The sequence below is a fragment of the Bordetella pseudohinzii genome (assembly GCF_000657795.2).
Lineage (GTDB): Bacteria > Pseudomonadota > Gammaproteobacteria > Burkholderiales > Burkholderiaceae_B > Bordetella > Bordetella pseudohinzii.
In genome coordinates, this window is the sequence record NZ_JHEP02000022.1 from 1 (window position 1) to 14775 (window position 14775).

Sequence of the window (14775 nt, forward strand, 5' to 3'; positions counted from 1 at the left end):
GGCCGGCGGCGGCGCCCGACCCGGCCTCGCCCCCTGTCGCGGGAGCCGCCCCCGAGGCCGCGCCTGCGCCTGCGCCGGCGCCCCAGCAATGGCAGGTGGCCGTGGACGCCATCAATATCCGCGACGCCGGGCTGCGCCTGCGCGACGCCGGCACCCAACTGGATTATCTCGTCACCGGGCTGGACGTGGCGGTCGAGAACGTGCAGCTGCCGCAGCCGCCCGAGCAGCCCATCCAGCTGTGGGCCAATATGGAAAACAGCGCCGATGGCGGCTGGCTGCGCGCCAAGGGGCCGCTCAGGCTGGAGCCGCTGGCGCTGGACCTGGACCTGCATATGGGCAATATCGCGCTGGCGCCTTTCGCGCCGGCCGTGCAGGCCGCCGCGCCCTTCATCATCAAGGATGGCCGGCTGGCCCTGGATACCCGGGTCCGCCTGGCCCAGGCCAATGACGCCACCCAGGCCAGCGCCCATGACCTGAAACTCTCGCTTGAGCGGCTGCTCGTCCGCGACGAAGGCATCAAGCCCGCCGTGGACATCTCGCTGGGCCAGCTGGATTTCGGCGCCGATCAAATGTCCCTGGGCGCCACGCCCTCGAACTTCACGCTCAAGGCCAGCGATATCCAGGGCAAGGGGCAGTTGGACATGAAGGGCGTGCTGACCTCCGCCCCGGTCACGCTCAAGAGCCAGGTCGACCTGGCCGGGCTGGATCTCGCGCCCTTCGCGCCCTATGTGGCCTCCAGCCTGAACGCGACCGTGCGCGCGGTGACGGTGGGCGCGCGCGGCGAGGCGGAATTCGCCATGGCCAACGGGAGCGCTCCCATGAGCGCGGCCTGGCGCGGCACGGCCGAAGTGAACGACTTCGACCTGCAAGACCGCGTCAACAAGGCCGACTTCCTCAACTGGAGCAAGCTTGCCCTGTCCAATATGCAGGTCGCGGTGCGCGGAGACCAATTCTCGGCCAACCTGGGCGACATCGTGCTGGACGATTTCTATGGCCGGGTGCTGCTCAATGCCCAGGGACGCCTGAACGTCATGGACATCGTCGCCGAGCCCGGCCAGGCGGGCGGCTCCATCACGCAGGACACGCAGACCCGGGCGCGGGCGGCGCCGGCCAAGGCCGCCTCGGCCATGCCGGATATCTCGCTTAACAGCGTGACGCTGACGCGCGGCAAGATGAATTTCACCGACCGCTTCGTCAAGCCCAACTATACGGCCGAGCTCTCGGCCATCGAAGGCTCGGTTTCGGCGGTGTCTTCGCGCCATCCAAAGCCGGCGCGGGTCAAGGTGGGCGGGCGCGTCTATACGACGGCGCCTTTTGCCATCAGCGGGACGGTCCAGCCTTTCGCGCAATACCTGGCGCTGGATATCAAGGCCTCGGCCAAGGGGGTGGACCTGCCGCGCTTTACGACCTACTCGGCCAAATACGTGGGCTATCCCATCAAGCGCGGCAAGCTGTCGCTGGACGTCGAGTACAAGATCAAGGACCGCGAGCTGCAGGCCAGCAACCGCGTCGTGCTCAACCAGCTGACCCTGGGCGACAAGACCGACAGCAAGGACGCCCTGCAGCTGCCGGTCTTGCTGGCGGTGGCGCTGCTCAAGGACAGCAAGGGCAACATCGATATCAATCTGCCGATTTCGGGCTCCCTGGACGATCCGCAGTTCTCGGTGGGCGGCATCATCGTGCGGGTCTTCGTCAACCTGATCGTCAAGGCCGTCACCTCGCCCTTCAGCCTGCTGGCCTCGATATTCGGCGGCGGCGAGGAGCTTTCCTATATCGAATTCGCCCCGGGCAGCGCCGAGCTCTCGCCCGACAGCGAACAGCGCCTGCAGACGCTGGCCAAGGCCTTGAACGACCGGCCCAGCCTCAAGCTGGACATCGCCGGGCGCGCCGACCCGAAGACCGACGAGGAAGGCCTGCGCCAGGCCTGGGTGGACCGCCAGATCCGCCTGGCCAAGGCGCGCGATACGGCGGGCCGCGGCAAGAAACCCAATCCCGACGGCGTGACCGTCAGCGCCGCCGAACGCGCCAAATACCTCGAAGATGTCTATGACGACACCAAGATCGAGGGCAAGCCCAGGAACTTCATCGGCATCGCCAAATCCATTCCCGCCGACCAGATGGAGGCCTTGTTGCGCAGCGCGGCCACCATCTCGCAAGACGATCTGCGCAAGCTGGCCGACGCGCGGGCGCAGGCCGTGTTCGAGAAGCTGCAGGCCGAAGGGCCGGCCGATCGGATTTTCATCGTCGCGCCCGTACTCGACGCCGAGGGCATCAAGGATGACGGCAAGCCCTCGCGCGTCGATTTCTCTTTGAAGTGATCCCACCCGGAGGGTGTTGCCATGGTTTTCAAAGATGCCGAAATCGATAGTCTCCTGCCGCCCCTGAAGCTGAATCGGCGCGGCTTCATCGCCACCGGCGTGGCCGCCGGTTTTTCGCTGGCCGCCGGCCCCGTGGCGGCCCAGACGGCCATCAAGACCGACAGCAAGGGCCTGGTGGCCGGGCGCGTCGACATCCCGACCACTGACGGCAAGATGCCGGCCTATCGCGCCGCGCCCGAGGGCAAGAAAGGGCTGGCCACGCTATTGGTGGTGTCCGAGATCTTCGGGGTGCACGAGTACATCCAGGACGTCTGCCGCCGGCTCGCCCACCAGGGCTATCTCGCCATCGCGCCCGAGCTCTTCGCCCGCCAGGGCGACCCGGCCAAGTATTCCGACATCGCCACGCTGCGCGCCCAGATCATCGACAAAGTGCCCGACGCCCAGGTCATGGCCGATCTGGACGCCACGGCCGCCTGGGCGGCGGCCAATGGCGGCGCGGCCGACAAGCTGGGCATCCTGGGTTTTTGCTGGGGCGGCCGCATCGTCTGGCTCTACGCGGCCCATCGCGCCGGCCTGTCGGCCGGGGCGGCCTGGTACGGCCAGCTGGGCGGCGCGCCCAGCGAGCTCAAGCCGCGCTCGGTGCTGGACGTGGTGCCCAATCTGCAGGCGCCCGTGCTGGGCGCCTACGGCGGCAAGGACGCCGGCATTCCGCTGGCCGACGTGGACAAGATGCGCGTGGCGCTGGCCAAGGGGCCGGCCGCCGCCAAGGCTTCGCGCATCGACGTCTATCCCGATGCGCCGCACGCCTTCCATGCCGATTACCGGCCCAGCTTCCACAAGGCCGAGGCCGAACAGGCCTGGCAGCGCATGCTGGACTGGTTCAAGCAGAACGGGCTCTGAGCGTTTGCGGCGCGCCGGTCAGCGCGCCGGTTTTTCCGGCAGGCCATCGGTCACTTCGGCGATGGCCTGTTTCATTTCGCCATAGCCGATCGCGCGTTCGCGCTGGAAACTGCCCAGCACGCCGGCGCAGCCGTCGACCCCGCCCTGGCGCATCTGCTCCATCATCTGTTTGCCATTTTCCTGGCCCTGCGCGAAGCGGCTGTCCAGGTTGGCGGCGTCGTAGCGGTATTCCTGGGCATAGTGTTTAAGGTTCACATGCCAGTTCGATTCGTGCTGGCGCAGGTCGGGTTCCGCGGCGCCGCAGATGCGCGCCGCGCCATTGGTGGCGCCGGCGGCGATGACGATCTGCTCGAAAGTGACTTGGCCGCCGGGGTCCGCCGGGGCCTGGGCCTGCGCCGCCGGCGCCAGGGCGGCCAGCGCCATCCAAAAGGCTCGCATGGTTCTGTCCTCCGTCGCTTGTTCGCAACGTTTGATTATCGCCATCCGCGGCCGCAACAGGCCCTTCAGGCCGGTTTGCAGTCGTTTCAGTCTGTGCGCAGGCTTTTCCCGGCCGGCCGCGGCCCCCGGGCCGCCGACAAGAACTATGATGGAGGGCAAGCCGCGTCCGTGGCCCGCCGAGAAGGCAAACAACAAACATTCCTGCTGGAGAGTTCCATGACCATTTCCGTTGGCGCCCGCGTGCCGGACGGCACGCTCACCGAGTTCATCGAAACCGAAACTCCGGGCTGCCAGCTCGGCCCCAACGCCTTCCAGGTCGCCGACCTGACGCGCGGCAAGAAGATCGCGCTGTTCGCGGTGCCGGGCGCCTTTACGCCGACCTGCTCGGCCAAGCACCTGCCGGGCTATATCGCCCGCGCGAAGGATTTCGCCGACAAGGGCGTGGATGAAATCTGGTGCGTGGCTGTCAATGACGCCTTCGTGATGGGCGCCTGGGGCCGTGAGCAGCAGGCCGGCGGCAAGGTGCGCATGCTGGCCGACGGCTCGGCGCTCTGGACGCGCGAACTGGGCCTGGAGCTGGACCTCATCGCGCGCGGCATGGGTGTGCGTTCGCAGCGCTACTCGGCCCTGATCGAAGACGGCGTGGTCACCCGCCTGAACATCGAAGCCCCCGGCAAGTTCGAAGTCAGCGACGCCGACACCCTGCTGTCGCAGATCTGATGTTTCTCCGGAGGCCGGCGGTCCGGCCTCCCGTGCAGCCCCTCCGGAACCCCTGCTGCCCGCCCGCCCATGTTATCGACCATATTCTCGTTTTCCTCGCTGTACCTGGCCACGTTGTTGATGTTGATCGGCACGGGCCTGTTCAACACCTATATGGGGCTGACCCTGACGGCGAAATCCGTCAACGAAATCTGGATCGGCTCCATGATCGCGGGGTATTACCTGGGCCTGGTCTGCGGGGCGCGGCTGGGCCACAGGCTCATCATCCGGGTGGGGCATATCCGGGCCTTCGTGGCCTGCGCGGCCGTGGCCACCAGCATGATCCTGCTGCAGGCCCAGATCGACTACCTGCCCGTCTGGCTGCTGCTGCGCCTGGTCTCCGGCATCATGATGGTGACCGAGTTCATGGTCATCGAAAGCTGGCTCAACGAGCAAACCGAAAACCACCAGCGCGGCCGCGTGTTCTCGGTCTATATGGTGGTCTCCGGCCTGGGCACGGTGCTGGGGCAGCTGGCGCTCACGCTCTACGGCGCGCTGGACGACGGACCGCTCATCCTGGTAGCGATGTGCCTGGTCCTCTGCCTGGTGCCCATTGCCGTGACGGCGCGCTCGCACCCGCCCACGCCGCGTCCGGCGCCGCTGGACTTCCTCTTCTTCGTCAAGCGCGTGCCGCTGGCCATGACCGTGCTCTTCGTGGCCGGCAACCTGAGCGGCGCCTTCTATGGGCTGGCCCCGGTCTATGCGGCCAAGCACGGCTTGCAGACCCCGCAGGTGGCCCTGTTCGTCGCGGTGTCCGTCACCGCCGGCCTGCTGTCGCAATGGCCCATAGGCTGGCTGTCCGATCGCGTCAACCGCGCTGGCCTGATCCGCTTCAACGCGGCCGTGCTGGTGCTGCTGCCCACGCTGATGTGGGGCTGGCTGGACCTGCCTTTCTGGCTGCTGCTCTGCCTCTCGGCGCTGCTGGGCGTGCTGCAGTTCACCCTTTATCCGCTGGGCGCGGCCCTGGCCAATGACCATGTCGAGGCCGAGCGCCGGGTCAGCCTGAGCGCCGTGCTGCTGATGGTCTACGGGGTGGGCGCCTGCCTGGGGCCGCTGGCCGCGGGCATCCTGATGTCGCTTGGCGGGCACGCCATGTATTACGTTTTCGTGCCGGTCTGCGCCATGATCCTGGTCTGGCGCGTGCGGCCCAGCGCCGTCACCGGTCTGCACCAGGTCGAGGAGGCGCCGGTGCAGTTCGTGCCCATGCCCGACACGCTGCAATCCTCGCCCGCCATGGTGGCCCTGGATCCCCGCGTGGATCCCGAGGTGGACCCGGCCATGGAGATGGTCACGCCCGAGGCCGGCGTGATGCAGCCGCCGCAGCCGCCTGCCGAGCCCGCGGCCGGCACGGCGGCATTCGACAATGTCGTGGCCGAGCCGGGCGAGCCGGCGGCCATCGTGCCGCCCGAGGAAACCGCGCCCCCGCGCACGGGAACCTGAACTTATCGGGTGATGGGCAGGCAGGCCGCGCCCTGGGGCAGCGGCGCGCTGGTCTCGCCCAGCAGGGCGCGCGCGCCGCAGGTCGAGCCGAACATGGCCGCCACGTTGTGGCCGGTTTCCACCACTTGCTGCGCCTGGTGCGCCAGCGCCGGCCAATCCGGGTGGCGCTGGGCGCTGTCCAGCTCATGGCGCCAATAGCCCAGGCCGCGCGCCCAGCGCGTGGCGCCCTGGGCTTCGGCGCCGCAGGTCTTGTCCAGGAATTGATGCTCGGGGTTGTTGTCGGCGCTGCCCAGCAGATAGGTGACATGGCGCGCCGCATAGCGCGCCGCCAGCCGCGCGCGGTCCACGTCGTGCAGATAGGCGGGCAGCTGGTCCAGGCCGTATTTGTATTGGTTGTAGGTGGGGCAGATCCCGCGCTCATAGGGCGCGAAACCGCGGCCGTCGGGGCGCGGCCGGTCCGGCGTCAGGTACAGGTAGGAGGACGGGTTGGCGACCACATAGCGCACGTCCAGGCCTTTTCTGCGCAGATCCTCGTCCACATTGTTGAGCACCGCATAGCGCTGGATGAGCTGGCCGCCGGCCGAGTGGCCGGCAAGCACCACCGTGCGCAGCGCCGGCAGGCGCTCGGCGCCGGCCAGTTCCTGCAGGATGTCGTCGAGCACCCGCATCGAGCTGACCGGGGCGGGCCGGCCCTTGGCCTGCATGCTGGGTTCGCCGTCTTCCCAGCTGGCGCGGCGCCAGGCCGGCATATGGCCGAAACCGGCGTCGATGGCGCTGGAGAACTTGGGCGCGATGATGAGGGTGTCGTCCAGGCGGTCCGGATTGCTGCCCATCAGGGCGGAGACCGCCTCATAAGAGCGGGTGGCATCGCGCTTGACCCCGTGCACGACGATGACCAGCCGGCGGATGCCGCGCAAATCGTCGCGCTTGAGGTTCTTGCTGGCATAGACCGGGAAGGGGTAGCGCTGCCCCGCGCGGCCCAGCTCCAGGGGCCGCCAGGGCGGCGTGCGCGCCAGATCGGTGACGATGGGTTCGTCATAGGGGTCGGCCGCCTCGTCGGCAGGCTGGGCGGCCTGGGCCCGCGGCGCGGCGGCGGGCAGGCCCGCCAAGACCGCGGCCAGGACCAGGCAGTACCTGACACGCAGGGGCTTCATGCCGCCTGTCAGCAGTGCTCGTGGCCGAGCAATTGGCGCAGGGCCTGCGGGTCGAGCAGCCGGACCTCGCGCTGGTTGATCCGGATCAGGCCCTCACGGGCAAAGCGCGAGAACAGGCGGCTGACCGTCTCCAGCGTCAGGCCGAGATAGTTGCCGATTTCTTCGCGGCTCATGCGCAGCACGAATTCGGTCGAGGAATAGCCCAGCGCGGCGTAGCGCTGCGACAGATTCAGCAGAAAGGCCGCCAGGCGCTGTTCCGAGCGCAGCGAGCCCAGGGTGGCCAGCATCTGGTGCGAACGGCTGATCTCGCGGCTCATCAGGCGGCGGAACTGCTGTTGCAGGCTGGGCAGGTGGCTGGCGACGCGGTCGATTTCGGCGATGCGGATGACGCAGACTTCGGAATCTTCGAGGGCGACGGCGTTGGACACATGGCGCGATTCGAGCATGCCGTCCAGGCCGACGATCTCGCCCGGCAGATGAAAGCCGGTGATCTGCAGCTGGCCGGCGGCGTCTTCGAGCTGGGTCTTGAGCGAGCCATAGCGCACCCCGAAAACGGCGTCCAGCGGTGTGTCGAGTTCGTAGAGCGTATTGCCTTTTTCGACCCGCACGCGCTCATTGACCAGATCGTCCAGCTTCTCCACCTCGGCGGCGGCCATGCCGATGGGGATGCAGACATGGCCCAGCATGCAACTGGAGCAATGCGCGGCGTCAGGCGCAATGGGAACCCGCTTCAGCATTCTTGACCTCGTTGTTTTGATGCACCGGCTCCGGGAGATGGCGCGGCTTGTTCGTATCGATACATTGTAGTCTTCTTGCCGGAATTTCGCCGATTTATGCAGTCAGCTGACAGAATTTGACGGTTTGCGCTACCAGCCGCCAAAGCGTGCCCAGATGCCTTCGACATGGCCGCTGTCCTGCCGCACGAGGTGGTAGCGCGCGTGCTGCGCGGCCGTCGCGCAAGCATGGTTGGGCAGGATGCGCAGCTGCGAGCCCACGGGGTAGGCGGCGGCCAGGTCGATGGCCGGCGCAGGGTCAAAACTGAGCACGCCGTGCTCCTGGTTGGCGTCGGTCATGCGCAGCCCCGGTATGGGCCGCCCCAGGCGGTCGCAGACCAGGCCATAGCCCTGATCGACGGGCTGGCGCGCGGTGCCCCGGTCGCGGCTCAGGGCCATCCAGCCGCCATCGGTGATGATCCAGCCGCGGTCGGGCTGGTGGCCCAGCACCGTCACCAGCACCGACAGGGCGATCTCATCGGGCGTGCAGGCGCCCACGCCGGCCATGACCAGGTCGAAGAAGACATAGACGCCGGCGCGCAGCTCGGTGACGCCTTCGAGATGGCGCGCATAGCGGGCCGTGGGCGTGGAACCGACGCTGACGATGGGGCAGGGGTGGCCATGTTCACGCAGGCGCTGCGCGGCGGCCAAGCAGGCGGCGCGCTCCTGCTCGGCCAGGGCCACGATGGCTTCGCGGCTGCGGCAGTTGTACGACTCGCCGGCATGGGTCAGCACGCCGGCCACTGTCACGCCGCCGGCGCGCAGCAGATCGGCGATGGCCGGCAGCTCGGGATCGTCGGGCTTCAGGCCGCTGCGGTGGCCGTCGCAATCGATCTCCAGCAGGCAGGGCAGGTCCAGGCCGAGGCGGCTGCGGGCCGCGCACACGGCTTCGGCCGCCTTGCGGTTGTCGAGAATGATTTTCAGGTCGCAGCCGGCGCGGCGCAGGCGGCCGGCGTGTTCGAGCTTGTTGGGCGTGATGCCCACCGCATAGAGGATGTCGTCAAAGCCCGCGGCATGGAAGCGGTCGGCTTCCTTCAGGGTCGATACAGTAATGGGGCCGGGTCGCCCGCCGCTGGCGGCCAGCGCCACCTCGATGCACTTGGCCGTCTTGACGTGGGGCCGCAGCGTCACGCCCAGGGCCGCGGCGCGCGATCGCATCATGTCGGTGTTGGCGCGCAGGCGGTCGAGGTCCAGCAGCAGCGCCGGCGTCTCCAGCGAGCCCAGGGCGGCGGCGTCGCGCGCCACGCGGTAGGACACCCAATCGTCGGCGGGGATGCCGCGCGCGCCGGGGGCGGCGCCCGGATTGATCGGGTAGTACTGGCACAGGACCGGGCCCAGGGCGGTCTCGGCCCGCACTTCGGCGCGCAGGAAACAGGCGTTTTCCTCGGGAGAGATCTCCTCGACCTCGTCCAGCAGGGGCAGCAGCCGCGGATCCGCCTGGTAGATGTCGCCGGTCACGAAGCGGCCGTCCTGGGCGGGCACCAGCCCCGGCCAGTCGCCGAAATCGACCAGATAGCCGGGCACGCGGCCCGGGCCGATCAAGCGCGGGGCGGGCAGGCCGTGCCTGGCGGCCAGTTGCGTCAGATCATTGATTTCGCCGCTGCGTAGCGTGCCGTAGACAAAAACGTTTATGCTCATTGGGACCGCCTCAGGATACAGGCGGTAGTGTAAGTCAGTGTAAGTCGACTTTCCGCGTGCGGCGGGGGCTTGAAAAGTCCCTTTTTGGCCGCACATTCAGGTCATCGAGCCGGCTGACGGGTTTCGGCATGGCTCCCCAACTGCCAACCGACCACTATGCGATTCGACAAACTTACGACCAAGTTCCAGCAAGCCCTGGCGGACGCGCAAAGCCTTGCCGCCCGCAACGACAATCCCTATATCGAGCCGGTCCATGTGCTGGCCGCCCTGCTCGCCGACGCCGACAGCGGCGCGGGCAGCCTGCTGGCGCGCGCCGGCGTGGCGGTCAACCGCCTGCAGCCCGCCCTGGAGACGGCCATGCGCGCCCTGCCGCAGGTCGCCGGCGAGGACAACGTGCAGGTCGGCCGCGATCTGCAAGGCGTGCTCACGCGCACCGACAAGGAGGCCGCCCGCCGCGGCGACACCTTCATCGCCAGCGAGCTCTTCCTGCTCGCCCTGGCCGATGACAAGGGCGAGGCCGGGCGCATCCTGCGCGAGGCCGGCCTGCAGAAAAAAGCGCTCGAGACCGCCATCGACGCCGTGCGCGGCGGCGAGAAAGTCTCCGAGGCCGAAGGCGAATCCAACCGCGAGGCGCTGGCCAAGTACACGCTGGACCTCACCGAGCGCGCCCGCGAAGGCAAGCTCGACCCGGTCATCGGCCGCGATGACGAGATCCGCCGCACCATCCAGATCCTGCAGCGCCGCACCAAGAACAACCCCGTGCTGATCGGCGAGCCCGGCGTGGGCAAGACCGCCATCGTCGAAGGCCTGGCCCAGCGCATCGTCAACGACGAAGTGCCCGAGACCCTGCGCGGCAAGCGCGTGCTCTCGCTGGACCTGGCCGCCCTGCTGGCCGGCGCCAAGTTCCGCGGCGAATTCGAAGAACGCCTGAAGGCCGTGCTCAAGGAGCTGTCGCAGGACGACGGACAGAACATCGTCTTCATCGATGAGCTGCACACCATGGTGGGCGCCGGCAAGGCCGAGGGCGCGATGGACGCGGGCAATATGCTCAAGCCCGCGCTCGCGCGCGGCGAACTGCATTGCATCGGCGCCACCACGCTGGACGAGTACCGCAAATACATCGAAAAAGACGCCGCGCTGGAGCGCCGCTTCCAGAAGGTGCTGGTGGGCGAGCCCGACGTCGAGTCGACCATCGCCATCCTGCGCGGCCTGCAAGAGCGCTATGAGATCCACCATGGCGTGGAGATCACCGATCCGGCCATCGTCGCGGCGGCCGAGCTTTCGCATCGCTACATCACCGACCGCTTCCTGCCCGACAAGGCCATCGACCTGATCGACGAGGCGGCGTCGCGCATCCGCATGGAGATCGACTCCAAGCCCGAGGTGATGGACAAGCTGGACCGCCGCATCATCCAGCTCAAGATCGAGCGCGAGGCCGTCAAAAAGGAGACCGACGACGCCTCCAAGCGCCGCCTGGCCGCCATCGAGGAAGAGCTCGAACGCCTGCAGCGCGAGTACAACGACTACGAAGAAATCTGGAAGGCCGAGAAGGCCGCCGTGCAAGGCACGCAGTCCATCAAGGAAGAAATCGACCGCGTGCGCGCCGAGATGGCCGAGCTGCAGCGCAAGGGCCAGTTCGACAAGCTGGCCGAGCTGCAATACGGCAAGCTGCCCGAGCTGGAGGCGCGCCTGAAGGCGGCCGACCTGGCCGAGACCGACATCGAGCGCGCGGAGACCGCCGGCGGCAAGCCGCGCCTGCTGCGCACCCAGGTCGGCGCCGAGGAGATCGCCGAGGTCGTCTCGCGCGCCACCGGCATCCCGGTGTCCAAGATGATGGAAGGCGAGCGCGACAAGCTGCTGCACATGGAAGACGCCCTGCATAAGCGCGTGGTGGGCCAGGACGAGGCTTGCAGCCTCGTGGCCGACGCCATCCGCCGCTCGCGCGCCGGCCTGGCCGATCCGTCCAAGCCCTATGGCTCCTTCCTCTTCCTGGGCCCCACGGGCGTGGGCAAGACCGAGCTGACGCGCGCCTTGGCCGACTTCCTGTTCGACTCCGAAGAGCACATGATCCGCATCGACATGAGCGAGTTCATGGAAAAGCACTCGGTGGCCCGCCTCATCGGCGCGCCTCCGGGCTATGTGGGCTACGAAGAGGGCGGCTATCTGACCGAGGCCGTGCGCCGCAAGCCCTATAGCGTGGTGCTGCTCGACGAGGTCGAGAAGGCGCATCCGGATGTGTTCAACGTCTTGCTGCAAGTGCTGGACGATGGCCGCCTGACCGACGGCCAGGGCCGCACGGTGGACTTCCGCAACACCGTCATCGTGATGACGTCCAACCTGGGCTCGCAGCAGATCCAGAGCATGGCGGGCAAGTCCTACGAAGTCATCAAGGATGTGGTGATGGAAGAACTCAAGCAGACTCTGCGTCCGGAGTTCCTGAACCGCATCGATGAGGTCGTGGTCTTCCATGGCCTGGACGCGCAGCACATCGAGTCCATCGCGCGCATCCAGCTCAAGCGCCTGGCCGACCGCCTGGAAAAGCAGGAGATGCAGCTCGAAGTCACCGATGCCGCGCTGGCGGAGATCGCCCGCGTGGGCTTCGATCCGGTGTTCGGGGCGCGCCCGCTCAAGCGCGCCATCCAGCAGCAGATCGAGAACCCGGTGGCCAAGCTCATCCTGCAAGGCGTTTTCGGGCCGCGCGATGTGGTGCCGGTGGACTACCAGGACGGCAAGTTCGTCTTCACCCGCACCTTGCAGTAAGCGCGCGCAAGCGCCACCAAGCCGGCCGCGAGGCCGGCTTTTTTTTGCGCGGACGGGTTTTCAGACGCAGCGCCTGCAGCCGGCGGGCAGCCGGGCCTGGCGCGCATAGGCCGCGATGGCCTCGATGAGCGCGGCCGCCGCGGGGCTGGGCGCGCGTTCGCGTTCGCGGACGATGCACAGCGTGCGCACGACCGTTGGACGGGCCAGCAAGGCATAGCTCAGGCCGGGCAGCATGACGCGGTGGGCGGCCAGGGCGGGCAGCAGGGCCAGGCCCAGGCCGGCCTGCACCAGGGCGGCCTGGGAAGTGGTGCTGGAGGCTTCGTAGAAAGGCGCGGCGGCCTCGATGGGCAGGTCGGCGCGCGAGCGCAGCAAGGCCATGATGCCGGTTTCGTCCACCACGCCGACCAGCTTGCGGCCGGCCAGGGCGCGCCAGGAGAGATAGCCGTCGCGGCCGGCCCGCAGCTGCGGGTCATCGCTGCGGTAGAGCACGCCGAAGCGGTCTTCCAGCAAGGGATCGAAGGCCAGGCCCGGCGCATCGGCCCAGCGGCTGGTCAGGCCGAAATCGACCTGGCCCGCGGCCACCAGGCGCTGGATGCTGCCGGAGTTGTCGTCGCGCAGATAGAGCCTGATGCCGGGGTAGCGCGCGGCATAGTCCGCCGCCGCCGGGGAGATGAGTTCGGTAATGGCCGAGGGCGCGGCGGCCACGCCCACGCGGCCGCGCTGCAGCGAACCATAGCGCACGGCATCGTCGATGGCGCCGTCGAAATCGGCCAGCAGGCGCAGCACCCGGGGCAGGAAGTCCCGGCCCAGCGGCGTGAGCAGCACGCGGCGGCTGGTGCGCTCGAACAGGGCGGCGCCCAGGGCCGTTTCCAGCTGGCGCACCAGGGTGGTGATGGAGGACTGCGTCTGGAACAGCCGCTTGGCGGCATGCGTGAAGCTGCTTTCCTGGGCCACGGCTACAAAGGCGTTCAAGTGCTTGAGCGTGACGTGCTTGGGCAGGCGATGCATTGCAAAATCCGATAGATGGATCAACTAAAACAATTTTCCCAGATTGATGGCAAGGCGGATACTGCGGGACGCCGGCTGTTCCGGCCTCCCGATACGCAGATGACACCGCATTCTTCCGACACCGCCGACTTCATCATCCTGGGCGCCGACCTCATCGACGGCAGCGGCGCGCCCCGGCGCCGCGCCGATCTCGCCGTGCGCGGCGACCGCATCATCGCCATCGGCCAGCTGGGCGACATGCCCGCCGCCCGGCGGATCGATGCGCAGGGCCGGGCGCTGGCGCCGGGTTTTATCGATGTGCACGGCCACGACGACCTGATGTTCGTGGAAAAACCCGCGCTGCCCTGGAAGACCAGCCAGGGCATCACGACCGTGGTGGTCGGCAATTGCGGCGTGAGCGGCGCGCCCGCCCCGCGGCCCGGCAATACCGCCGCGGCGCTTGCGCTGCTGGGCGAGACGCCCTTGTTTGCCGATATGGCCGCCTATCTGGCCGAGCTGGAGCGCCTGCGGCCCATGATCAATGTGGCCGCCCTGGTGGGCCATGCCAATCTGCGCCTGGCCGTCATGGAAGACCCGGCCGCCGCGCCCAGCGCGCAAGAGCAGGCCGCCATGGAGGCCCTGCTGGAGCAGTCGCTGCTGGCCGGCGCCGTGGGTTTCAGCACCGGCCTGGCCTATGAGCCCGGGGGGCGGGCCCAGCCCGCCGAACTGCACGGCCTGGCCCGCGTGGCGGCCAGCCATCGCCGCCTGCACACCAGCCATATCCGCAACGAGGCCGATGCCGTCGAGCAGGCCGTCGAAGAAGTCCTGGAGATGGGCCGCGCCACGGGCTGCGCCACGGTGGTCTCGCACCACAAATGCATGATGCCGGCCAACTGGGGCAAGAGCCGCGCCACCTTGGCCAGTATCGACCGCGCTCGCGCCCAGGGCCTGGAGGTCGGCCTGGACATCTATCCCTATCCGGGCAGCTCCACCATCCTGATCCCCGAGCGGGCCGAGTTGATCGACGAGATCCGCATCACCTGGTCGGTGCCGCACCCGGAGTGCAGCGGCCGCGGCCTGGCCGACATCGCCCGGGAATGGGGCTGCGACAAGACCACGGCGGCGCGGCGCCTGCTGCCGGCCGGCGCGATCTACTTCGCGATGGACGAGGCCGAGGTCCAGCGCATCTTCCAGCATCCGGCCTGCATGGTGGGCTCGGACGGCCTGCCCAATGATGCGCATCCCCACCCGCGCCTGTGGGGCTCGTTTACCCGCGTGCTCGGACGCTTTGTGCGCGAGGCCGGCCTGATGACGCTGGAAGCCGCGGTGGCGCGCATGACCGGCCTGCCCGCCCGCGTCTACGGCCTGAGCGGCCGGGGCGAGCTGCGCGTGGGCGCCTACGCCGATCTGGTGTTGTTCGACCCCGCCACGGTGGCGGATCGCGCCACTTGGGAGACCCCGGCCTTGCCCTCGGTGGGCGTGGACGGCGTCTGGGTCAACGGCCAGGCTGTTTTCCCGGAGCCGGCCCGCGGCCGGCCGGGCCGCGTCCTGCGCCGCGCGGCGGCCTGAGGCCGCCCGACCTGCTTGCCATCCTCAACTGTTATTGGA

At 68.4% G+C, this 14775-nt stretch carries 11 protein-coding genes; 6 read left to right on the top strand and 5 right to left on the bottom strand.

The genetic code is table 11. The annotated features are described in order from the left end of the window. A partial coding sequence (locus L540_RS20045) for a DUF748 domain-containing protein (RefSeq protein WP_048026709.1) occupies positions 1 to 2318 on the top strand: 2318 nt, incomplete at its 5' end. 21 nt (positions 2319 to 2339) lie between these two features. Then, positions 2340 to 3218, top strand: coding sequence for a dienelactone hydrolase family protein (locus L540_RS20050; RefSeq protein ID WP_043214512.1), 879 nt, complete (start codon positions 2340 to 2342; stop codon positions 3216 to 3218). 18 nt (positions 3219 to 3236) lie between these two features. Here L540_RS20050 and L540_RS20055 read toward each other — a convergent pair whose 3' ends face one another. Then, the gene (locus L540_RS20055) at positions 3237 to 3656 is read right to left on the bottom strand and encodes a hypothetical protein (protein WP_197085673.1); all 420 of its coding nucleotides are present in this window, start codon (positions 3654 to 3656) and stop codon (positions 3237 to 3239) included. A gap of 216 nt (positions 3657 to 3872) precedes the next feature. On the opposite strand from L540_RS20055, the gene L540_RS20060 reads away from it, so the two are divergent. Both L540_RS20060 and L540_RS20065 read left to right on the top strand, forming a co-directional pair. Next, positions 3873 to 4376 (top strand): peroxiredoxin, encoded by a 504-nt coding sequence (locus tag L540_RS20060; protein WP_043214516.1) that lies wholly within the window; start codon positions 3873 to 3875, stop codon positions 4374 to 4376. Between the two features lie 69 nt (positions 4377 to 4445). Further along, complete coding sequence (locus L540_RS20065; protein ID WP_043214519.1) at positions 4446 to 5855, top strand: MFS transporter; 1410 nt, start codon at positions 4446 to 4448, stop codon at positions 5853 to 5855. Between the two features lie 2 nt (positions 5856 to 5857). Here the strand turns inward: L540_RS20065 and L540_RS20070 are convergent, their stop codons facing one another. From L540_RS20070 to L540_RS20080, 3 genes are all read right to left on the bottom strand, one after another. After that, positions 5858 to 7009, bottom strand: coding sequence for a hypothetical protein (locus tag L540_RS20070; RefSeq protein WP_043214522.1), 1152 nt, complete (start codon positions 7007 to 7009; stop codon positions 5858 to 5860). 8 nt (positions 7010 to 7017) lie between these two features. Then, positions 7018 to 7746 (bottom strand): helix-turn-helix domain-containing protein, encoded by a 729-nt coding sequence (locus tag L540_RS20075; RefSeq protein ID WP_043214526.1) that lies wholly within the window; start codon positions 7744 to 7746, stop codon positions 7018 to 7020. Positions 7747 to 7875: 129 nt separating this feature from the next. After that, complete coding sequence (locus L540_RS20080) at positions 7876 to 9420, bottom strand: alanine racemase (protein ID WP_043214528.1); 1545 nt, start codon at positions 9418 to 9420, stop codon at positions 7876 to 7878. Positions 9421 to 9576: 156 nt separating this feature from the next. Here L540_RS20080 and clpB point away from each other — a divergent pair, with 156 nt between their 5' ends. After that, entirely contained in the window at positions 9577 to 12180 is a 2604-nt protein-coding gene (clpB, locus tag L540_RS20085; RefSeq protein ID WP_043214530.1) for an ATP-dependent chaperone ClpB, read from the top strand. 60 nt (positions 12181 to 12240) lie between these two features. On the opposite strand, the gene L540_RS20090 is transcribed toward clpB, so the two are convergent. Beyond that, complete coding sequence (locus tag L540_RS20090) at positions 12241 to 13188, bottom strand: LysR family transcriptional regulator (protein WP_043214531.1); 948 nt, start codon at positions 13186 to 13188, stop codon at positions 12241 to 12243. A 99-nt stretch (positions 13189 to 13287) separates the two neighbouring features. Between L540_RS20090 and L540_RS20095 the strand changes: the two genes are divergently transcribed. Beyond that, entirely contained in the window at positions 13288 to 14736 is a 1449-nt protein-coding gene (locus L540_RS20095; protein ID WP_043214533.1) for an N-acyl-D-amino-acid deacylase family protein, read from the top strand. The last annotated feature ends 39 nt before the right edge of the window (positions 14737 to 14775 follow it).

Coding starts and splice junctions, on each gene's coding strand:
- L540_RS20050 (WP_043214512.1), top strand. CDS start 2,340: ATGGTTTTCAAAGATGCCGAAATCGATAGTCTCCTGCCGCCCCTGAAG.
- L540_RS20055 (WP_197085673.1), bottom strand. CDS start 3,656: ATGCGAGCCTTTTGGATGGCGCTGGCCGCCCTGGCGCCGGCGGCGCAG.
- L540_RS20060 (WP_043214516.1), top strand. CDS start 3,873: ATGACCATTTCCGTTGGCGCCCGCGTGCCGGACGGCACGCTCACCGAG.
- L540_RS20065 (WP_043214519.1), top strand. CDS start 4,446: ATGTTATCGACCATATTCTCGTTTTCCTCGCTGTACCTGGCCACGTTG.
- L540_RS20070 (WP_043214522.1), bottom strand. CDS start 7,009: ATGAAGCCCCTGCGTGTCAGGTACTGCCTGGTCCTGGCCGCGGTCTTG.
- L540_RS20075 (WP_043214526.1), bottom strand. CDS start 7,746: ATGCTGAAGCGGGTTCCCATTGCGCCTGACGCCGCGCATTGCTCCAGT.
- L540_RS20080 (WP_043214528.1), bottom strand. CDS start 9,420: ATGAGCATAAACGTTTTTGTCTACGGCACGCTACGCAGCGGCGAAATC.
- clpB (WP_043214530.1), top strand. CDS start 9,577: ATGCGATTCGACAAACTTACGACCAAGTTCCAGCAAGCCCTGGCGGAC.
- L540_RS20090 (WP_043214531.1), bottom strand. CDS start 13,188: ATGCATCGCCTGCCCAAGCACGTCACGCTCAAGCACTTGAACGCCTTT.
- L540_RS20095 (WP_043214533.1), top strand. CDS start 13,288: ATGACACCGCATTCTTCCGACACCGCCGACTTCATCATCCTGGGCGCC.